The sequence below is a fragment of the Micromonospora wenchangensis genome (assembly GCF_002210435.1).
GTDB lineage: Bacteria > Actinomycetota > Actinomycetes > Mycobacteriales > Micromonosporaceae > Micromonospora > Micromonospora wenchangensis.
This window is the reverse complement of record NZ_MZMV01000019.1, coordinates 35,734-56,078: the sequence shown is the minus strand read 5'-3', so window position 1 is coordinate 56,078 and position 20,345 is coordinate 35,734. Positions and strand designations below refer to the sequence as shown.

At 72.8% G+C, this 20,345-nt stretch carries 17 protein-coding genes and 2 tRNA genes; 14 read left to right on the top strand and 5 right to left on the bottom strand.

Annotated elements, in window-relative coordinates:
* Window positions 1–17 precede the first annotated feature (17 nt).
* From B5D80_RS13690 to B5D80_RS13680, 3 genes are all read left to right on the top strand, one after another.
* Window positions 18–2,198 (top strand): ATP-dependent DNA helicase UvrD2, encoded by a 2,181-nt coding sequence (locus tag B5D80_RS13690; RefSeq protein WP_088644238.1) that lies wholly within the window; start codon window positions 18–20, stop codon window positions 2,196–2,198.
* A gap of 124 nt (window positions 2,199–2,322) precedes the next feature.
* Window positions 2,323–2,580 (top strand): hypothetical protein, encoded by a 258-nt coding sequence (locus tag B5D80_RS13685; RefSeq protein WP_088644283.1) that lies wholly within the window; start codon window positions 2,323–2,325, stop codon window positions 2,578–2,580.
* 131 nt (window positions 2,581–2,711) lie between these two features.
* Window positions 2,712–3,077 (top strand): WhiB family transcriptional regulator, encoded by a 366-nt coding sequence (locus B5D80_RS13680; protein ID WP_088644237.1) that lies wholly within the window; start codon window positions 2,712–2,714, stop codon window positions 3,075–3,077.
* Between the two features lie 312 nt (window positions 3,078–3,389).
* Here the strand turns inward: B5D80_RS13680 and B5D80_RS13675 are convergent, their stop codons facing one another.
* Complete coding sequence (locus tag B5D80_RS13675; protein WP_088644236.1) at window positions 3,390–4,721, bottom strand: ABC1 kinase family protein; 1,332 nt, start codon at window positions 4,719–4,721, stop codon at window positions 3,390–3,392.
* Window positions 4,722–4,916: 195 nt separating this feature from the next.
* The gene (locus tag B5D80_RS13670) at window positions 4,917–6,014 is read right to left on the bottom strand and encodes a ThiF family adenylyltransferase (RefSeq protein WP_088644235.1); all 1,098 of its coding nucleotides are present in this window, start codon (window positions 6,012–6,014) and stop codon (window positions 4,917–4,919) included.
* A 458-nt stretch (window positions 6,015–6,472) separates the two neighbouring features.
* Here B5D80_RS13670 and B5D80_RS34290 point away from each other — a divergent pair, with 458 nt between their 5' ends.
* Complete coding sequence (locus B5D80_RS34290) at window positions 6,473–7,765, top strand: transposase (RefSeq protein ID WP_245854557.1); 1,293 nt, start codon at window positions 6,473–6,475, stop codon at window positions 7,763–7,765.
* Between the two features lie 132 nt (window positions 7,766–7,897).
* Here the strand turns inward: B5D80_RS34290 and B5D80_RS32915 are convergent, their stop codons facing one another.
* Window positions 7,898–8,065: a DUF5679 domain-containing protein gene (locus tag B5D80_RS32915; protein WP_007464795.1), complete on the bottom strand. Its 168-nt coding sequence runs from the start codon at window positions 8,063–8,065 to the stop codon at window positions 7,898–7,900.
* 511 nt (window positions 8,066–8,576) lie between these two features.
* On the opposite strand from B5D80_RS32915, the gene B5D80_RS13660 reads away from it, so the two are divergent.
* Together B5D80_RS13660 and B5D80_RS13655 are read left to right on the top strand one after the other, a co-directional pair.
* Complete coding sequence (locus B5D80_RS13660; protein WP_088644234.1) at window positions 8,577–9,107, top strand: M48 metallopeptidase family protein; 531 nt, start codon at window positions 8,577–8,579, stop codon at window positions 9,105–9,107.
* A gap of 135 nt (window positions 9,108–9,242) precedes the next feature.
* Window positions 9,243–9,842 carry a hypothetical protein gene (locus B5D80_RS13655; protein ID WP_088644233.1) on the top strand — a complete coding sequence of 200 codons (600 nt, stop codon included), beginning with the start codon at window positions 9,243–9,245 and terminating at the stop codon, window positions 9,840–9,842.
* 132 nt (window positions 9,843–9,974) lie between these two features.
* On the opposite strand, the gene B5D80_RS13650 is transcribed toward B5D80_RS13655, so the two are convergent.
* A complete protein-coding gene (locus B5D80_RS13650; protein ID WP_088644232.1) occupies window positions 9,975–11,273 on the bottom strand; it encodes a zinc-dependent metalloprotease in 1,299 nt (432 codons plus the stop codon).
* A gap of 113 nt (window positions 11,274–11,386) precedes the next feature.
* Here B5D80_RS13650 and B5D80_RS13645 point away from each other — a divergent pair, with 113 nt between their 5' ends.
* From B5D80_RS13645 to B5D80_RS13615, 7 genes are all read left to right on the top strand, one after another.
* Window positions 11,387–12,400 (top strand): YlbL family protein, encoded by a 1,014-nt coding sequence (locus B5D80_RS13645; protein WP_088644231.1) that lies wholly within the window; start codon window positions 11,387–11,389, stop codon window positions 12,398–12,400.
* A 129-nt stretch (window positions 12,401–12,529) separates the two neighbouring features.
* Complete coding sequence (locus B5D80_RS13640) at window positions 12,530–15,526, top strand: UPF0182 family membrane protein (RefSeq protein ID WP_211291484.1); 2,997 nt, start codon at window positions 12,530–12,532, stop codon at window positions 15,524–15,526.
* Between the two features lie 146 nt (window positions 15,527–15,672).
* Window positions 15,673–16,182, top strand: coding sequence for a SigE family RNA polymerase sigma factor (locus B5D80_RS13635; protein ID WP_088644229.1), 510 nt, complete (start codon window positions 15,673–15,675; stop codon window positions 16,180–16,182).
* A complete protein-coding gene (locus B5D80_RS13630; RefSeq protein ID WP_088644228.1) occupies window positions 16,172–17,116 on the top strand; it encodes a hypothetical protein in 945 nt (314 codons plus the stop codon). The genes B5D80_RS13635 and B5D80_RS13630 overlap by 11 nt, the downstream gene beginning before the upstream one ends.
* A gap of 57 nt (window positions 17,117–17,173) precedes the next feature.
* A tRNA-Met gene (locus B5D80_RS13625) sits at window positions 17,174–17,247 on the top strand.
* A 257-nt stretch (window positions 17,248–17,504) separates the two neighbouring features.
* Window positions 17,505–17,578, top strand: a tRNA-Met gene (locus B5D80_RS13620).
* A gap of 156 nt (window positions 17,579–17,734) precedes the next feature.
* Window positions 17,735–18,004, top strand: coding sequence for a hypothetical protein (locus B5D80_RS13615; protein WP_088644227.1), 270 nt, complete (start codon window positions 17,735–17,737; stop codon window positions 18,002–18,004).
* A 36-nt stretch (window positions 18,005–18,040) separates the two neighbouring features.
* Here B5D80_RS13615 and B5D80_RS13610 read toward each other — a convergent pair whose 3' ends face one another.
* Entirely contained in the window at window positions 18,041–19,372 is a 1,332-nt protein-coding gene (locus tag B5D80_RS13610; protein ID WP_245854547.1) for an ABC transporter substrate-binding protein, read from the bottom strand.
* A gap of 134 nt (window positions 19,373–19,506) precedes the next feature.
* Here B5D80_RS13610 and B5D80_RS13605 point away from each other — a divergent pair, with 134 nt between their 5' ends.
* Complete coding sequence (locus tag B5D80_RS13605) at window positions 19,507–20,340, top strand: phosphoribosylaminoimidazolesuccinocarboxamide synthase (protein WP_088644225.1); 834 nt, start codon at window positions 19,507–19,509, stop codon at window positions 20,338–20,340.
* Window positions 20,341–20,345: the final 5 nt, after the last annotated feature.

Sequence of the window (20,345 nt, the reverse complement as noted above, 5' to 3'; positions counted from 1 at the left end):
TGAGATGATTCCTCGCTGTGGCGGTTCACTCAGCGGCGGAGACGGTGCTCGCCGGGCTGGACCCGGAGCAGCGGTCGGTGGTGACCGCCCCGGCCGGCCCGGTCTGCGTCCTGGCAGGCGCCGGCACCGGCAAGACCCGGGCGGTGACCTCCCGGATCGCCCACCGGGTGCTGACCGGCGGGATCTCCGGGCGGCACGTGCTCGCGGTCACCTTCACCGCCCGCGCCGCCGCCGAGATGCGGCACCGGCTGGCCCTGATCGGGGTGCCGGGCGTACAGGCCCGGACGTTCCACGCGGCGGCGCTGCGCCAGGTGCGCTACTTCGCCCCCCGGCTGCTGTCCGGGCGGGCCATGCCGGAGCTGCTGGACAGCAAGGTCCGGGTGGTCACCCTGGCCGCCGCCAAGGTCGGCCTGCGGGCCGACCGGGCCGCCGCCCGGGACCTGGCCGGCGAGATCGAGTGGGCCAAGTCGTCGCTCGTCGAGCCGGGGGAGTACGTGGTCGCCGCGACCCGGGCGCTGCGCGAGACGCCGTACGAGCCGGCGAGGGTGGCCGAGGTGTTCACCGCGTACGAGCGGCTGAAACGCTCCTCCGGGGTGATCGACTTCGAGGACATGCTGCGCGCCGCGGTGTGGGGCATCGAGGAGCACCCGGACGTCGCCGAGCAGGTACGCGGCCAGTACCGGCACTTCGTCGTCGACGAGTACCAGGACGTCAACCCGCTCCAGCAGCGGCTGCTCGACGCCTGGCTGGGCGGCCGGGACGACGTGACAGTGGTCGGTGACGCCAGCCAGACGATCTACTCGTTCACCGGGGCCACCTCGGCGTACCTGATCGACTTCCCGCGCCGGCACCGGGCGGCCACGGTGGTCCGGCTGGTCCGCGACTACCGGTCCACCCCCCAGGTGGTCGGGTTGGCCAACGCGGTGATCGGGCAGGCCCGGGGCACCGAGGCGCGGCTGCGGCTGGAGCTGCACGGCCAGCGCCCGCCCGGCCCCGAACCGGAGCTGCGGATCTTCACCGACGAGCCGGCCGAGGCGACCGCGGTGGCGGCCCGCTGCCGGGTGCTCGTCGACGGGGGCACCCCGGCGAAGGAGATCGCCGTGCTGTTCCGCACCAACGCCCAGTCCGAGGCGTACGAGAAGGCGTTGACCGAGGTCGGCGTCCCGTACGTGGTGCAGGGGGCGGAGCGGTTCTTCGAGCGCGCCGAGGTCCGCCAGGCGATGGTGGCGCTGCGGGCCGCCACCCGCTCGATCCCGGGCGAGACGCCGCTGCCGATCGCCGTCCGGGAGGCGCTGACCGCCGTCGGCTGGACGCCCGACACCGCCCCGCCCGGTGGCGCCGCCCGGGAACGCTGGGAGGCGCTCGCCGCCCTGGTCCAGCTCGCCGAGGAGTACGCGGCCACCCCCGAGGTGCTGCCGATCGGCGAGGCCGCGACGGTGGAGCGTCCGGCCAGCCTGGCCGACTTCAACGACGAGCTGGCCCGGCGGGCCGCCCAGCAGCACGTGCCGACGGTGGACGGGGTGACCCTGGCCTCCCTGCACTCGGCCAAGGGGCTGGAGTGGGACGCGGTCTTCCTGGTCGGTCTCTCCGAGGGCACCCTGCCCACCTCGTACGCCCGTACCCCGGAGCAGGTCGAGGAGGAACGGCGGCTGCTCTACGTCGGGATCACCCGGGCCCGGCAGTGGCTCTGGCTGTCGTACGCGTCGGCCCGCTCCCCGGGTGGGCGGGCCCGCCGTCCGTCGCGGTTCCTGCCCCAACTGGACCGCAGCGGTGGCGGCGAACGGGCCGGTACGGGCCGGTCGGGCGGTGCGGGCGCGGCGAAGCGGGCGGTCGAGCGGCGGCGGGCCCCGGTGGTGTCCTGCCGGATCTGTGGCGCGACCCTGCTCGCCGGCGCCGACCGCAAGTTGGGCCGCTGCCCCACCTGCCCGTCCGACATCGACGAGCAGCTCTACGAGCGGCTGTGCGACTGGCGGGCCCGGGTGGCCGGGGCGCAGCGGGTCCCGGCCTACGTGGTCTTCACCGACGCCACCCTGGTCGCGCTGGCCGAACGGCGGCCGGGCCGGGTCGAGGAGCTGATCGCGATCGCCGGCATCGGCCCCCGCAAACTCGGCCTGTACGGCGAGGCGGTGCTGGCGTTGGTGGCGGGCGCGACGGTCGACGAGATCGGCCCGGAAAAAACTCTCGAAATCTCGTCGTAAATTCGTTTGCCCTCGCCCCGTGGCGAGGAATAGCCTCAGGACGCACCTCGGGAGCAGCGCCATAACGGCTGCTCACGGGGGCTGAGTCCGAATCGGCACGAGGAACGTGAGGGAGGTGGCACCCGTGGAGATCATCACTTATGAGCGTCCGGCGGCGATGCCAGCTGCCTGCGCTCCGCTGTCGGCTGCGTGGGTGGCCCTTGCCGCTCCGCGACCGTCGATCCCGCAGGTGCACCAGGTCTCGGTTCAGGCCGAGCTGAACCTGACTGTTGCGCCCACTGCGGGTGTCGAGGGGACCAGTGGCTTCACGGGTCTGGGCATCGATGTCGCCAAGAAGCGCATGGATGTCCGCGGCGTTCCACCTCGAGGTAGACCGGTCTGACACTCAGACCACCGGCTCACCTCGAGGCCGCGGAACCCGCTCACCGGGATCCGCGGCCTCAGTTTTTTGCCCGTCGAAGTACGTCGGAAATGCGATCCACGAGATCGAAGTGAGAGAGAGGTGACCGGGAGATGAGTCTGGCGTTGGCCCCCCTCGACGTGAGCGTCGAGCTGGAGGCGAACCTGCCCTGTCGGAAGTTCGACCCCGACCTGTGGTTCTCCGACTCGCCCACCGACCTGGAGCTGGCCAAGTCGCTCTGCGGGGACTGCCCGCTGCGCGTCGAGTGCCTGGCCGGGGCGGTCGAGCGGGCCGAGCCGTGGGGCGTCTGGGGTGGCGAGATCTTCGAGCGTGGCGCGGTCGTCCCGCGGAAGCGGCCCCGGGGCCGTCCGCGCAAGGAGGACCTCGCCCGCGATGCCGCCCTCCGGGTCGAGGCCGAGGCGCGACTGGCGGCCAGTGGTGTGGCCACCTCGCGTAACGCGGTCCGACTGGCAGCCTGACCTACCCGATCCGTTCCACCCACCGCCGACGGTCGTCGGCCCAGAGAAAGTTGACCCCGATGCTGCACCTGCCGAACGGAACCGAGATGCAACTACTCCACGAAGCGTTGTCCCGGGCTCGAATGCGCCGGCCTCAGGCCGGTCGTACCACCACGAGCACTGAGGCGCACCGTTCCGCCCGTACCGTCGCGATGAACAGCCGGAGCCAGTCGGCTCGCGACCTGGGCGTTCTCTGAAACCACCACTGATACGCGGGGGCGGTGACCGGATCACGGTCACCGCCCCCGCGTCGTGTCGGTCGGCCGTCGCCGGTCAGGCGACCGGGGCGAAGCCGGGCAACCAGCGCTCCAGGATCCCCCGGTAGGGGGCCTTCGCCTCCAACTGGCAGAGCACCCCGATCGAGCCCAGCGTCACCCGGTGGATCAGCAGGTACGACGGCGGCAGGTTGAGCTGCCGGCTGAACTGGAAGGCGGGCGACTTCGGGCTGGCCAGCCGGGTCGCCTCGGCGCGCAGCCAGGCCCGGGTGAACCGGAACTCCTCCTGCGCCACCGGGTCCAGCATCGGGCGGATGTAGTCCAGCAGCGCCTGGGCGTCGATCGGCTCGGTCGGGTTGACGAAGCCCTCCTCGCGCAGTCCGGCGACGACCGCGTCGGCGTCGCCGCGCAACGACAGCCCGAGCAGCCGGCCGATCGGCTCCGGGGTGCCCTCGGGCATCCGGGCCACCGCGCCGAAGTCGATCACACCGAGCCGGCCGTCCGGCAGCAACCGGAAGTTGCCCGGGTGCGGGTCGGCGTGCAGCAGCCCGGCCCGGGGCGGGGCGGACAGGTGCAGGGTCGCCATCAACCGGCCGGCGGTGTCGCGCTGCGTCTCGGTGCCCTCCCGGATGATGTCCGCCAGCGGTGTTCCCTCGATCCACTCGGTGACCAGCACCCGGGGCGACGACGAGAGCACCGCCGGGATGAAGATCTCCGGGTCGTCGGCGTACGCGGCGGCGAAGGCACGCTGCGACTCGGCCTCCAGCTCGTAGTCCAACTCCTCGGTGATCCGTTCCCGCAGCTCGGCCAGGAGCGGCTTGACGTCCAGGCCGGGCTGGATGGCGCGGAACATCCCGCCCAGCCGGGAGAGCTGCTTGAGGTCGGCGAGCAGCGCGTCCCCCGCGCCCGGATACTGGATCTTGACGGCGGCCGACCGGGACACCCCGGTCTCCGGGTCCCGCCACACCGCCCGGTGCACCTGGCCGATGCTCGCCGCCGCGGCCGGGGCGTCGTCGAACTCGACGAACCGGTCCCGCCAGTCCGGCCCGAGCTGCTCCGCGAGCACCTTGTGCACGCTCGCCACCGGCAGCGGCGGGGCGGCCTCCTGGAGCTTCGTCAACGCCTGCCGGTAGGGCGCGGCGATCTCGTCCGGCAACGCCGCCTCGAACACCGACAGCGCCTGGCCGAACTTCATCGCCCCGCCCTTGAGCTGCCCGAGGACACTGAACAACTGCTCGGCGGTGCGTTGCTGGATCTCGGCGGAGATGACGTCGGAGGCGATGCCGGTGACGCGCTTGCCCATCCCGAGGACGGTCCGACCGGCGAAGCCGAGCGGCAGAGCGGCGAGCTTGGCGGTCCGGGACACGGCGCGGCGCGGGATGTCGGTCACCTGGCCATTGTTACCGACTTGGTGGCCCCGCTGCTGCGCTGAAGCCGGGCTGGGTGGCCCCGTCCCCCGTTCCGTGTTCCCGTGACGCCCGTCCGTCATCCCCGCGACGCCCGTCCGCCGCCCCGCCCGCCCCGGACGGGCCGACCGGACGGGTTCGTCCCGGACCGACCGTGGCCGGTCGGGCGGTGGCCCGCGTCAGCGGCCCGAGCAGGAGCAGTCCGGGTGCGGGGCCCAGGCCCGACGGCGTAACCGGCCGCCCGGCCCGACCTCCACCGTGCCACCCACCGTCTCCGGGGTGCCGCCGTCGAGCTGGGCCAGCGCCTCGGCGACCGCGTAACCGGCGGCGGTGAGCAGGGTGGCGGTGCCGCAGGACTGGTCGGCCGGGCCGGTGGCGAGCTGGGCGGCCAGGCCGGGCCAGCCCGGGTCACGATCGGTGCGGTGCAGCTCCAGGCAGTGCAGGCAGGGTCCCACCGGCGGCCGGACCAGGGGGCCGACCACCGGCGTCCCCTCCCGCAGGGTGAGCAGCAGGTGCGGCTGGCGACGCCGGGCGAACCCGGTGGCGAGCAGGTCCGCCGGGCGGTCCGTGCCGAGCTGCACCACCAGCTCGACCCGGTGGCGGCCGGCCTGGCGGGTGCGGGTGCCCGGGGCGGCGCGGTCGATGGCGGTCCGGACCGCGTCGGCCAGCGGCTGCCCGACGTCGGCGGCGGCCAGCCCGGTGCCCACCAGGTCACCCGGCTGCACCGGACCGGTCAGCCCGACCGCCACCCGCCCGACGCCGGCCTGCGCCAGGGCCACGGCGACGGGCGCGCCGAGCCGACCCGAGCCGGCCACCACCACCCTGGCGGCACGGCGGCGACGGAGCACCTGGGCCGGGGTGCCGGGCAGGGCGGGCGCGGCCAGGGCGAGCGCCCCGGCCTCCGCGGCCAGCCGGGCCCGGTCCGGGCCGGTCAGGTCACGGGGGAGCAGGGTGTGCGCCGGTACGACCAGCCCGGCGGCGTGCAGGGTGTCGATCAGTCCCCGGGCCTGCCCCGGGTCGACCCGGGCGCTCGCCGCGTCCGCCAGCACGCCGCGTTCACTGCGGGTGCCGTCGAGCAGGTCGAGCAGCCGGGTGACCCGCGAGTCGGCCACCTCCAGCAGGACGGCCCGGCCGGGCGTCAGCCCCAGTTGCAGGGTGTGCCGGTCCCGCCAGAGCCGGGTGAGGCCCGGCAGCAGGGCGGGACGCAGCAGCGCGGTACGGGAGGGCTCGGGGTGGGAGGGCGCGGGGTGGGAGGGCGCGGGGTGGGGCGGGCTCATGACGACGAATCGTGACCGAGTCCCTGCGGTGCGTCGATCGTTGTCCACAGGTGTGCAGCGCCAGATCCAGCGCTGTCCACAGGATTCGGCGAGTTATCCACAGGTCACCGCGAGTAATGTCGGGCAGCCGACAGATCAGCGGTCCGAGGGGACGGGTGACGGGTGCCGTCGCGGGCGGCCGCGTGCGGCGCTGCGACCGGTTCGGGTCGGAGTCGCGGGAGGGGCGGCCCACCGGGCCGCCCCTCCCGCGTCCTCGTGTTTTGACCATCGTGGGGATTTGTGGTGGTCGAGGTCTAGCGGAACAGGGAGAACCCTGTCCATGATCTGAGTTCTCACACAAAGATCATCAATGGGCAGGGTTCTCGATGAGGAGCGTAGCGGCTACCGGTGCCGGTGACAGCGAGCTGGGCCGGATCTTGTTGGATTCGTGGCGGCGGGAGTTGTACGAGGGTGTCCTCGTGTCGCGGTCGAGGACGTTGTTCTCGCTGGTCGATGAGCTGGCCGCGGACCAGGGACGGTGTGGCTGCCCGGCGCATCTGTCGCTGGGCACGGTCACCGGGCACGCCGCGGCGTACCGGGCGTTACGCGACGGCGAGATCGATACCGGCCGGGCGTTGCGGGCGGCGTGCCGGATCGCCGCTCGGTCCGGTCTGCCGCGGGTGTATGCCGTCGATACCACCGCGTGGCCCCGGCCGAACGCAGCCACCAGCCCGGACCGGCAACCGCAGTACACCCCGGGCGGCCCGCGTGGCGCGGCGCTGATCAAGACCGGGTGGCGGTATCAGCACGTCGTCCGGTTGACGCTGACCCCGGACTCGTGGGTCGTGCCGGTCCTGGCCGACCGCATCACCTCCGACGACGACCTGGTCGAGGTCACCGTCAGCCACATCGCACAGATCTGCGCAGCCGACGGCGCCCGCCCGGGCGACCCGTCGCTGTTCCTCCTCGATTCCGGCTACCCCGCGGCCCGGATCACCCACCTGATCCACGAACGCAGGATTCCCGCGGACGTCCTGGTCAGACTCGCGACCTCGCAGACCATGTGGACCAGACCCGAACACCGGGCCGCCCACCCACTCGGAGGCCGGCCCCGCCGACACGGATTCCGGCTGACCCTGCGCGAACCCGACCTGACCCCGGACGCCGGTGTCAGCGGACCACTCGACATCTACGGCACCGTCACCGTCCGGGCCTGGCACCACGTCCACCCCAAACTCACCCGCGCCAGCCGCGGATTCACCGACCAGACCACCCTCCCGATCGTGGAAGGCACCGTGCTCCTCGCCCGGGTCCAGCACCTACGCCCCAGCCGCCGCGCCGGCGACCTCGCACTCTGGTACTCCGGCACCCGCCACGACCTACTCACCCTGGTCATGACCTACCTGACCCGCTACGACATCGAGCACTACTTCCGCTACCTGAAGACCACCGCCCACGCCCCGGACTTCCACCCCCGCCAACCCGACACCCTGACCACCTGGCTCCGCCTACACGCCTACGCCCACCTCCACCTGTTCTGCACCCGCACCCACCTCACCCACCACCGGCTGCCCTGGGAACCCACCACCACCACAACCCCCACCCCCGGCCAGACCCGCCGACAGGTTTCGCCCGCTCTACGCAACGCCTGGCAACCACCAGGCCACCCGAAACCCGGACACCCCGGACCCGGACGCCCCGCCGGAAAACGCCGCAAACGCCGAACCCGCTACCCCGTCATCCGCCGCAACGCCATCCACAAAGGCAAATAACACCCCACCCCCACACCACCACGAACACCCACACCACACCGCCAGACCACCCTGCCCACACAACGGTCAAAACACGAGGTCGCGGGAGGGGCGGCCCACCGGGCCGCCCCTCCCGCGTCGTACCCGGACAGGTCAGACCTTGGCCTTGCCCAGGATGCGGTTCACTGTTGTGCCGCACACCGGACACTTGCCCTTGGCCATGTTCATCCCGGTCTTCGAGACCTCGACGTGCCCCTCGAAGTCCCGCTTCTCCTTGCACTTCACGCAGTAACCGTTGTAGGTCTGGGCCTGGTCGGCCACGGTAGCCTCCTCGTCTCGTCCGCCGGGCACGTCGGTCCGGCGGTGCTCCCGGCGGCGGGCCGTGGGGGCGCCGGCGCCGGGTCCTTCTCCGCGGCCACCCACGTGACCGCCGGTTGGCGGACCCTACCCAGGTCTGGGCGGTTCCATGTCAGCGGTGCATCGACACTGTGAGCAAGTCGACGTCGAGAGTGTGCATCCCGAAATAGGCGGGATAAGTGAGTTTGCCGGGGACACGCCGTGTGGAGCCCTCTGGGAGGTCCCCCGGACGGGGGTGCGGCGACACGGTCGGGGCCGATCACCTACCGTGGAGATCGCGCCCGAAGGTGGCTTCCGGCGTCGCCACGAAGGGTGACGGGGGTCCAGGCTCATGGTCACCACCAGTTTTTTTCGGACTCCTTACTACTAACCACCATTTTCTGGGCGCGTGTCGGGGTGTTGACCCTTGCGGACCCCTGGTCAGTACGCATTAGCTTTCCCTCGTGGCAGGAAACCACGGCTGCGCGGCCCACTGATGGCGGCGGCGCGGAAGCCAGTCGTCGAGGTACGGCGCAGTCAGCGCCGGCGACGCACGGTGTCCGCCTACCGGGACGGCGAGCGGGTCGTGGTGCTCATCCCGGACCAGTTCTCCCGGGCCGAGGAGAGCGAGTGGGTCGACCGGATGCTCGCCCGGCTCGCCGCCCGGGAGGGTCGGCTGGCCCGCAACGACACCGAACTGCTCGACCGGGCCCTGCGCCTGATCAACCTGTACCTGGCCGACCAGGGTGGCGACGCCCTGCCGGCCAGCGTCCGCTGGGTCACCAACCAGAACGGCCGATGGGGTTCCTGCACCCCCGCCGACCGGACCATCCGGATCTCGCACCGGCTCCAGGAGATGCCCGACTGGGTGCTCGACTACGTGCTGCTGCACGAGTTGGCGCACCTCATCGTGCCGAGCCACAACGCCCGCTTCTGGGCCCTGGTCGGCCGGTACGCCAAGACCGAACGGGCCCGCGGCTACCTGGAGGGGGTCGCCGCCGCCTCCGCCGTGCCGATCGCCGGCTGACCGCCCCCCCGTCGGCCGCCCTGCCGGGGGTGATCAACTCATCTGCGCGCAGGTAGCGGTGTCCGGGCGGCGTCGACGGCACTACTCCGGCCCACAGGAGTCGATCATCCGCACCGCGCCCACTAGGGTCGGGGAATGGTCCGACGGGTGGTGGTGGCGTTGCTCGCTCCGGTGGCCTGGTCGCCGCCCGGGGTGGAACCGGCGCGCTGGCGTACCGCGCTGGCCGAGGACGTGGTGGACCTGTTCGCCACCCTCGCCGAGGTGGAGTCCGCGCTCGCGGTGACCCCGGCCGACCGCTGGCTCGCCGACGCGGTGCGCTGGCCCGACACCCCCGTGTACGAGGTGCCCGAGCCGACCGTCACCGCCGTGCTGGCCGCCCTCGACGGGTACGACCAGGCCGCCGTGGTCGCCCCCGACGCCCCCGACCTGCCGGGGCTCGTCCTGGGCAAGCTGCTGCGACCACTGACCAGCCGGCCCGTCGCCGTCGCCCCCGTCGAGGGCGGCCCGGGGCTGCTCGGGGTGGCGTCCCGGCTGCCCGTACCCGGTTGGCTGCCGGCGCTGGACCTGGACGTCGCCGGGCCGGCGGACCTGCGGCGCGCGGCCCCCGCCCCGGCCGACGTGGCGGTCACCCCCGGCTGGCACCGGCTGCGCGGCCCGGCTGACCTGGCCGCCCTGGACCCGGCCGTCGAGGGCTGGGAGGCGACCCGCGCCCTGCTCTCCGGCCACCGCACCTGACCGGCCCGGCCACCGCAGCCGGCCCGACTACCGCACCCGGCCCGGCCATCGCAGCCGACCGACCAACGGCGACCGGCCGGGCCCGCCCGGGTCGCGGGCGGTCCGGCCGGTGGCACGGCTCGTCGGGGCCGGTCAGGGCCGGTCGGTGTCGCCGTCGGTGTCGTCGGGGCGGGGACGGCTGCCCGGCGCCTGCTCCTCGGGGCCGCCCGGGGCGGTGAAGTCGAAGGTGGCCAGCTCGTCGTCGAGATCCGTCGAGGTGGTCGCGAACGCCACCGGGTCGGCGAAGTCGGCGTCCGAGGGGAGCAGGTCGGGGTGGCCCCAGACCGCGTCCCGCCCGGCGATGCCCCGGTGCTCGGTCAACGCCGCCCACAGCGCCGACGCCTCGCGCAGCCGGCGCGGGCGCAGCTCCAGGCCGACCAGCGCGGCGAAGGTCTGCTCGGCCGGCCCGCCGGCCGCCCGGCGGCGACGGAACGCCTCGCCGAGGCGGACCACGTTGGGCAGCCGGTCGGCCGCCGCGCTGTCCACCACGTGGCAGACCCAGCCCTCGACCAGCGCGAGCACCGTCTCCAGCCGGGCCAGCGACGCCTTCTGCGCGGGGGTGTCCTCCGGGGTGAAGATCCCTTCCAGGGCGATCGCCTGCATCGACTCCGGGTCGGTCGGGTCGACCCGGCCCATCGCCTCCTCGATCGCCTCCCGGTTGACCCGGATGCCTGACGCGTAGTTCTCGACCGCGGTCAGCACGTGCCCGCGCAGCCACGGGACGTGCTCGAAGAGCCGCTGGTGGGCCGCCTCGCGCAGGGCGACGTAGAGGCGTACCTCGTCCTCCGGCAGCTCCAGGCCCTCGCCGTACACCCGGATGTTGGCCGGGATCAGCGCGGCGGTGCCGGCCGGGCCGAGCGGCAGGCCGATGTCACCGGCGGAGAGTACCTCGGCGGCGAGCTGGCCGAGGGCCTGCCCGAGCTGACCGCCGAAGAGCGCCCCGCCGAGGGTGGCGACCATCGACTGCATCGGGCCGAGCTGGGCGCGGGCCTCCGGCGGGACCAGGTCACCCATCGCGCCGACCATCCGGCTGGCGACCGGGTCGCAGAGCTTGCGCCAGACGTCGAGCGTCTTGTAGATCCACTCGTTGCGGTTCCAGGCCAGGGAGGTGCGGATACCCGTCGGCCAGGCCGAGGCCGGCTCCAGCCAGAGGTCGGCCAGGCGTAGCGCCTCCTCCACCGCGTGCCGTTCGTACGGGGAGGCCATCGGGTCACCCGTGGCCGCGAGCTGGCTGGCGGCCACCTGGCGGGCCAGGTCCCAGTTGACCGGCCCGCTGCCCGGCGCGGAGAGCAGGTGCTGCAACTGTGACATGAACTGCTGCATCTGCGCGGGATCGTTGGGGTCTGGTGGTTGCCCACCCGGGAGCGCGAAACCGAACGGAATATCAGGCACGACGTCTACGGTACGCGCGCCGCGCCCCTGGTAGCCGCCGTCGGCGTTGCGCTGAGGGCGAAGTCCGCCGCAGCCCGCCGGACCCGCCGCCACCGGTCGGTACGCTCTGCCGCATGAGACGTCGTGGCGTGACCGTCCTCCTCGGTGCTCTGCTCACCACCCTGCTGAGCATCGGCGTGCTCGGCGCGCCCATCCCGTACGTGGTGCTCGGCCCCGGGCCGACGGTGAACACCCTCGGCACCAACGACGGCCGGGAGGTCATCCAGGTCAGCGGCCGGGAGACCTCCACCTCCGCCGGTCAGCTCCGGATGACCACGGTCGGCGTGCAGCCGACGGTGAAGCTGCGCGCCGCGATCGTCGGCTGGCTGTCCAAGGACGAGGCGGTGGTCCCCCGGGAACTGGTCTACCCGCCGGGCGAGTCGCAGGAGGAGGTCGAGAAGCGCAACGCGGAGGACTTCCAGAACTCGCAGAGCAGCGCCGAGACCGCCGCGCTGGTCAAGCTCGGCTACCCGGTCGAGGTGGTGGTGAAGGAGGTCGCCGCGGACGGTCCGGCGGCCGGCGCGCTCAAGGCCGGTGACGTGGTCACCACCGTCGACGGCGCGAAGGTCACCTCGGCGTCCCGGCTGGTCGAGCTGGTCCGGGGCAAGCCCGCCGGCACCGCGCTGACCATCGGGTACGTCCGCGACGGCGCAGCCGGCACCGCCACCGTGACCAGCCGGGAATCCGACGGTCGCCCGCGCATCGGCGTGGTCCCCGACCAGCGGCAGCCGCACCCGTTCACCCTGAAGATCGACCTGAAGGACATCGGTGGCCCGAGCGCCGGGCTGATGTTCGCCCTCGGCATCATCGACAAGCTCAAGCCGGAGGACCTCACCGGCGGGAAGATCATCGCCGGCACCGGTACGATCGACGACGAGGGCCGGGTCGGCCCGATCGGCGGCATCGCCCAGAAGCTGGTCGGGGCGAAGAAGGCCGGGGCCAAGGCGTTCCTGGTCCCCGCCGACAACTGCGCCGAGGCGGTCCGTAACCCGCAACCCGGTCTGCCCATGCTCAAGGTCGGCTCGTTGGACGAGGCATTGACCGCGTTGGACACGTTGCGCGCCGGTGGGGAACCGACCCGCTGCTGAGGGCGGGGGCACCCCGGGACACCGGCGGCGACCCGGGCACGACCTGACCCGACACGTTCAGGAACACCCCGTACTCTGGGTGCCTGTCCGGAGCCGATCACATCGAGCGTGCGGAGCCAAACAGTGGCCATGCGTAGCAGCCCCCTGCCGAGGATGAGTCGGCGCGGACGCGTCACCATCGGGGTCCTGGTCGGGGTGTTCCTCCTGTTCACCCTGCTGGGCTGGGGGGTGCAGGCGTGGACCGACTGGCTGTGGTTCGACGAGGTCCGCTACACCCAGGTGTTCACCGGTGTGCTGCTCACCCGGTTGCTGCTCTTCCTCGCCGTCGGGCTCGGCCTGGCCGCGTTCGTGGGCGGGAACCTGTGGCTGGCGTACCGGCTGCGGCCGAAGCTGCGCCCGCACTCGCTGGAGCAGGCCACCCTGGAGCGGTACCGGATGCTGCTCACCCCGCGCATCGGCACCTGGATCAGCCTCACCGCCGTGGTGCTCGGCCTGTTCGCCGGGCTCTCCGCCCAGGGCCGGTGGAGCCAGTGGCTGCTGTTCCGCAACGGCGGCGACTTCGGCGTCAAGGACCCGGAGTTCGGCATCGACGTCGGCTTCTACGTCTTCCAGTTGCCGTTCTGGCGCTACCTGCTCGGGGTCGGCTTCACCGCCGTGGTGCTGGCCCTGATCGGCGCGCTGGCCGTGCACTACATCTTCGGCGGGGTGCGCCTGCAGGGCGTCGGTGACCGGATGACCAACGCGGCGCGGGCCCACCTGAGCACGCTGGTCGCGGTCTTCGTCCTGCTCAAGGCCGTGGCGTACGTGCTGGACCGGCGGGCCATGCTGCTGGAGTACAACGAGGGCGCCAAGCTGTACGGCGCCGGCTACGCCGACGTCAACGCGCTGCTGCCGGCCAAGGAGATCCTGGCGTACATCTCGGTGGTGGTGGCCATCGCCATCATCGTGTTCTCCAACGCGGTGATGCGGAACCTGGTCTGGCCGGGCATCTCGCTGGCCCTGCTCGGCGTCTCCGCCGTCGCGATCGGCGGCATCTACCCCTGGGCGGTGCAGACCTTCGAGGTCAAGCCGAGCGCCCGGGACAAGGAGGCCCCGTACATCCAGCGCAGCATCGACGCCACCCGCAACGCCTTCGACATATCCGAGGTGCAGACCGAGGGGTACGCGGCGAGCAACCTGGTGCCCCCGGCCAGCCTGGCCACCGACACCTCGGTGGTGCCGAACGTCCGGCTGCTCGACCCGCAGCTCGTCTCCGAGACGTACACCCAGCTCCAGCAGGTCCGGGGGTTCTACGACTTCGGCCCCAAGCTGGACATCGACCGCTACTCGGTGGAGAACAAGACCTCCGACTACGTGGTCGGGGTCCGGGAGATCAACTACGGCGAGCTGACCGACCAGCAGAACAACTGGATCAACCGGCACACCGTCTACACCCACGGCTACGGGCTGGTCGCGGCCCCGGCCAACCAGGTGGTCTGCGGTGGGCAGCCGTACTTCGTCTCCGGCTTCCTCGGCGAGAAGGCGCAGGAGGCGTGCTCCTCGCAGGCCGAGCAGATCCCGGCCAGCCAGCCGCGGATCTACTACGGCGAGCGGATGCAGCCCGACGACTACGCCATCGTCGGCCAGACCAGCGCGGACAAGGACGTCGAGTTCGACCGGCCCACCCCGACCACCGGCGGCGAGCAGTACTACACCTACACCGGTGAGGGCGGCGTCGAGATCGGCTCGTTCACCAGGCGGCTGCTCTACTCGATCAAGGAGCAGGAGACGAACTTCCTGCTCTCCGAGGCGGTCAACGACAACTCCAAGCTGCTGTACGTGCGTAACCCCCGGGACCGGGTGGAGAAGGTCGCGCCGTTCCTCACCCTCGACGGCGACCCGTACCCGGCGGTGGTCGGCGGCAAGATCCAGTGGATCATCGACGGCTACACCACCGCCGCGACGTACCCGTACGCCGAGCGGATCAACCTCCAGCAGGAGACCACCGACGAGCTGACCAACCGGGGCACGTTCCAGCTCGCCCGGGAGAACGTCAACTACATGCGCAACTCGGTGAAGGCCACCGTCGACGCGTACGACGGCACCGTCCGGCTCTACGAGTTCGACGACGGCGACCCGGTGCTCAAGGCCTGGAACAAGGCGTTCGGCGGGGACCTGGTGCTGCCCAAGAGCGCCATCCCGGCCGACCTGGCCGCCCACTTCCGCTACCCGGCCGACATGTTCAAGGTGCAGCGCAACCTGCTCACCAAGTTCCACGTCACCAACCCCGGCGACTTCTACTCCGGCCAGGACTTCTGGCAGGTGCCGAACGTGCCGGACGCGCCGGACAGCGGGCAGAAGCAGCCGCCGTACTACCTGTTCACCCAGTTCCCCAACCAGGACGCGCCCCGGTTCCAGCTCACCTCGGCGGTCACCCCGAACGGGCGGCAGAACCTCGCCGCGCTGATCTCCGGGTCGTACGTCGACGGGCGGCCGAAGCTGGAGGTGCTGGAGCTGCCCGACCAGACCCGGATCTCCGGCCCGGTGCAGGTGCACCAACAGATGACCAACAACGCGACCATCCGGACCGAACTGAACCTGCTCTCCTCCAACCAGGCCCAGGTGCAGTACGGCAACCTGCTGTCGCTGCCGTTCGGCAACGGGATGCTCTACGTGGAGCCGGTCTACGTCAAGAGCAACCAGCAGGACGCGTACCCGCTGTTGCAGAAGGTGCTCCTGTCGTACGGCGACGGCGGCTCGTACGTGGTGCTGGCCAACAACGTCAGCGACGGCATCAAGCAGCTCGTCGAACAGGGCAAACGGGCCGGGCAGGGAACCACCCCGCCACCTGGTGGCGAGACGCCGCCACCCTCGGGCGGCACCCCGACCTCGCCCTCGCCGACGGCCTCGCCCGGGGCGAGCAGCCCACCGGCCAGCGCCGACCTGGCCGCCGCCACGCAGCGGGTCCAGGCGGCCATCGCCGAGGTCAAGGCCGCGCAGGCGTCCGGCGACTTCGAGCGGTACGGCCGTGCGTTGAAGGCGCTGGACGAGGCGATCACCGCCTTCCAGCAGGCCCAGCAGGGCAACCCGTCGGGCACGTCCAGCGGTAACCCGCCCGCCACGCCGACGCCGTCCGGCGGCGGCTGACCCGCCCGTTCCCGCGTCGACGGGGCCCACGATCCGCCACCGGGATCGTGGGCCCCGTCGCTTTTCCGACCGGTCGTCCCGCAACCTGGCGATGCCGCTGACCGTCTCCAGTGCAGGTGGCCGGGACGGGGGGACGTGGTGCGCGGATGAGGGACGAGCGGAGTTTCGACGAGTTCTACCGGAGCACCTCGGCGCGGACCCTGCGCTACGGCCACGCCGTGGCGGGCGACCACGGCGAGGCACAGGACCTCGTCCAGGAGGCGTACGCCCGCGCCTGGCGGCAGTGGGGCCGGCTGGCGCAGCACCCCGCGCCGGAGGCGTGGCTGCGGCTGGTGGTGAGCCGGCTGGCCGCCGACCGGTTCCGCCGGTTACGGAGCTGGCGGACGGCGATCAGCCGCACCGGGCCACCGGAGGACGTGCGGCCACCCGGCGAGGACACCGTGCTGCTGGTGGCCGCGCTGCGGCAGCTCCCCGCCAACCAGCGTCAGGCGCTGGCCCTGCACTACCTGTTCGACATGCCGGTGGAGGAGATCGCCCGGGAGGCCCGGGTGCCCAGCGGCACCGTGAAGTCGTGGCTGTCGCGGGGGCGGTCCCGGCTGGCCGAGCTGCTCCCCGGCGTCTCGGCGAAGGAGTTGGAGGTCAACGATGTCGCGTGAGCTGCACCGTCTCTACCGGTCGTTGGCCCAGGACACCGACCCCGGCGGCCTGGTCCCGCCCGACCTGGTCCGTCGGTACGCCGACCGGCGGGCCCGGCTGCGGACGGCGGCGGGGGTGCTGGTCGTGGCGGCCCTGGTGGGCGGGACGGCGGCCGGCACCCGGTTCGTGCTCACCGCCGCGCCCGGCACGCCGGCCGGGCCGCCCGCCTCCCCACCCACCACCGCCGTCGCGGTGCCCGCCCCGGCGGTGTCGCCGGCGGCGACCAGGACCTCCGTCCCGGCCGCGTCCGCGCTCACCGGTTCCGCCGGGCGGTCGCCGGCCGGCCCGGTCAGCCCGGCCGTCACCTCGTCGTCCGGCCGGCCGCCGACCGCGATCCCCGACGCGGCGTTCTTCACCCTCGCCGCGGCCAACGAGACCGGTGTGCGGCCGATGTTCACCCCCGGCCCGCCGCTGCCGCAGCTCTGCGGCGCGCACCCCGGCGACTCCGGTGTCGTCCAGCGCCGGGGCCGCGTCCTGGCCTTCCGGTACGCCGACACCCCGAAGGGGTACGTCCCGGACGGCAGCTACCGGCACACCATCACCCTGTACCGGGCCGGGCGCGCCGGGGACGTCCTCGGTGAGCTGCGGGCGGCGGTGCGGGACTGCCCGATCCAGCAGTCGTCCGACACCCCGGGGGTGACGTCCCGGTACCGCCTACTGGCCGGTGGCGGCTACGGCGACGAGTCGGTGCTGTTCGAGCTGCGCCGGTCATACTCCGAAGGGGCGGGTGACCCGGCCGGCGGGGACGAGATCCGGCTGGTCCGGGCGATCCGCCTCGGGGACGTGGTGACCGTGCTCTGGGAGCAGGGCTGGGAGGGCACGTCCAGTGACCGGTCGCAGGTGGACGCCGACAGCCGGCGGGCGGTGGACGCGCTGCGGGACTGGCTGGACTGACGGCCCGGGTGCCGTTTTGCGGGCCCGGGGGTCGGTAGGCTACGGTTAACCAGCCGACGCGGGGTGGAGCAGCTCGGTAGCTCGCTGGGCTCATAACCCAGAGGTCGCAGGTTCAAATCCTGTCCCCGCTACTTGTTTCGACAGGCCCCGGAGTTCGTCTCCGGGGCCTGTCGCGTTTCCGGGGACCGCTGCCGTTTCCGGGGCCTGCTGCCGATTCCGCCCCGGCGGCGGGTCCGCCGTCGCGGGGTCGGGGATCGGCCGTGCCGCAGCCGGCAAACGGGCGGCGCGGGCGGCGGCACGCCCCGTCGGGCGTCCTGAGCTGGGCGGACGGCGGATCGGGGGGCCGGCCGATCTCCGTCGGACGGATGGGTTAGGCTTAACGGGCCGACGCGGGGTGGAGCAGCTCGGTAGCTCGCTGGGCTCATAACCCAGAGGTCGCAGGTTCAAATCCTGTCCCCGCTACTTGTTTCGACAGGCCCCGGAGTTCGTCTCCGGGGCCTGTCGCGTTTCCGGAACCTGCTGCCGTCTCCGGGGCCTGTCGTCGTTTCCCGGCCTCCCGTCCGGAACCGCTGCGCGCTTCGGGGTGCCGGACTTGCCGCCCTCGGTCAGGATGAGGGCATGTCTACTGAGATCAAGACGTCAACTCCGATCACATGGTGGGGCCGGCTGAGCGCGGTCCTCGGCGCGGTAGTGCTCTCGGTCTTCGTGCCGGTGGCCGCCTGGGCGTCCAGCGGCACCGGCGAGCTGGTGGTGGAGGCGGCCCGGCGACGGTCCAGGGGCGGCGGGTTCGGCGTCCTCGGGCTGCTCTGCTGCCTGGTGGTCGTCGGCGGCATCGTCCTGCTGGTGGTGCTGCTGACCCGCAACCGGCGCAACCGTCCGCCCCGCTGACCCGAGACCGGCGTCACCGCCCGTCCCGCCGACCCGTCACCGGGCCAGGGCCGCCTGGGCCCGGGCCATGAACTGCGTCGTCGCCGCCCGCGCCCCGGAGCGTCCCGCGCGGATGCTCCGGGCCGCCTCGGTGAGCAGGGCACGCACCTCGCCGTGCCCCCGCGGTGGCGGGGCGGGCGCCGGGCCGACCTGCTGGTGCAGCGCCTCACCGAGGGCGGCGACCTGTTCGGCGAGCGGATCGTCGAGGGTCTGCACGACCGCCTGGCGTACGGTCAGGCTGGCCGGCAGGCCCCGCTCGGTGCCGAGGAGCCGGCCCACCTCGACGCTGCCGGTGAGGAAGTCGACCACGTCGGCCACCACCTGCGGGTGCCGGGTGCCCCGGAACCCGGCCCAGTACATCGACGCCCGGTCCCACTGGGCGGCCCGGGGGCCCGGGAAGCCGACCAGGGCCAGTTCGTCCTCGCTGTAGCGCTGCAGCTCGGGGAACTGGTGGGACCAGGCGAACGAGGCGGCGGTGTGCCGACTGACCACCAGTTGCCGGGCCGGCTCGCCACTATCGGCGCGGTCCACCAGGGCGGCGGCCGGGGTGGCCCGTTGGCTGCGGGCCCGCTCCCAGAACTCGAACCAGTCCAGCAGCGCGGCCGGGCCGAAACCCAACTGGCGGCCCTGGTAGAACCGGGTGCCCAGCCCGCGCAGCCAGAGCCACAGCGCCCGGTGGTCGCCCGACGGGTCCATCGAGCCGGCGACCCGGCCCCGGCTGACCCGGGTCACCCGGGCGGCCCAGCTCAGATAGTCGGCCCAGGTCATCGAGGTGGTCGGTTCGGCGACCCCGAGCCGGCGCAGCAGGTCGCGGTTGAACACCACGGCGGCGTGGGTCTGCGCGGCCGCGACGCCGTACACCCGGTCGTCGATCTTTCCGTAGTCGACCAGGCCGGGCGGCAGGGTGTTCAGGTTGATCCGGCCGTCGTCGACGTAGCCGCCGAGGTCGAGCAGGATGCCGCGCTGGGCGTAGTCGCCGAGCATCGAGTCGTCGATCTGGAACAGGTCGGGCACGTTGCCGCCGCCGGCCTGGGTGGCGAGCCGTTCGTAGTAGCCGCCCTGCCCCTGCCAGGTCACCCGGAAGGTGACCTGCGGGTTGCGGGCCGAATACAGCCGCAGGGCCCGTTCGGTGGCCTCGGCCCGTCGGGTGCCGCCGTACCAGAAGACGGACAGCTCCACCGGGCCGTCCGGCGTCGGCGACTCCGCCTCGACGCCGCACCCGCTCAGCCCGCCCGTGGCCAGCAGCGGGACACCGAGCAGCGCGCCGAGCAGCCGCCGCCGGGCCGGGTCGACGCCGGGCCGGACCAGCGGGGGACGCACAGCGGACACGGGGTGCTCCTGGGGACGGGCGGGCCGGTAGCCGGACCATTCACGCAGGTGGCGCGGCCGGGTGTCAACGCCCGCCCGCCGGCCGCCCGGGTGGGCGACCCGGCCGGCGTCGTCCCCGTGGTGTACTAGGGCACGTGGAACTTCTGCACTCCGGCAAGGTCCGGGACGTCTACGCGGACGGCGACGACCTGATCCTGGTCGCCTCCGACCGGATCTCCGTCTACGACGTGGTGCTGCCCACCCCGATCCCCGACAAGGGGCGGTTGCTCACCGCCCTGTCGCTCTGGTGGTTCGAGCAGCTCGCCGACCTGGTGCCGCACCACGTCCTCTCGACCACCGACGTGCCCGCCGAGTTCGCCGGCCGGGCGATCCGCTGCCGCCGGCTGGACATGGTGCCCGTCGAGTGCGTCGCCCGGGGCTACCTGACCGGTGGCGGCCTCAAGGAGTACGAGCGCACCGGCGCGGTCTCCGGCGTGCCGCTGCCGCGTGGCCTGGTCGAGGCGTCGATCCTGCCGGAGCCGATCTTCACCCCGTCGACCAAGGCTCCGGCCGGGGAGCACGACGAGCCGATCACCTTCGCCGACGTGGTGGACAAGGTGGGTGCGGAGACCGCCGAGCGGCTGCGCCAGATCACCCTGGACGTCTACCGGCGGGGCGCGGAACTCGCCGCCGACCGGGGCATCCTGGTCGCCGACACCAAGATCGAACTGGGTTGGGCGGCGGACGGCACCCTGGTCCTCGGCGACGAGGTGCTCACCTCCGACTCGTCCCGCTACTGGCCGGCCGAGTCGTACCAGCCGGGCCGGACCCAGTTCTCCTACGACAAGCAGTACGTGCGGGACTGGGCGACCAGCAGCGGCTGGGACAAGCAGTCCCCCGCACCCGAGGTCCCGGCCGACGTGGTCGAGGCGACCCGGGCCCGGTACGTCGACGTCTACGAACGGTTGACCGGCGAACGCTGGTCCTGACCCGC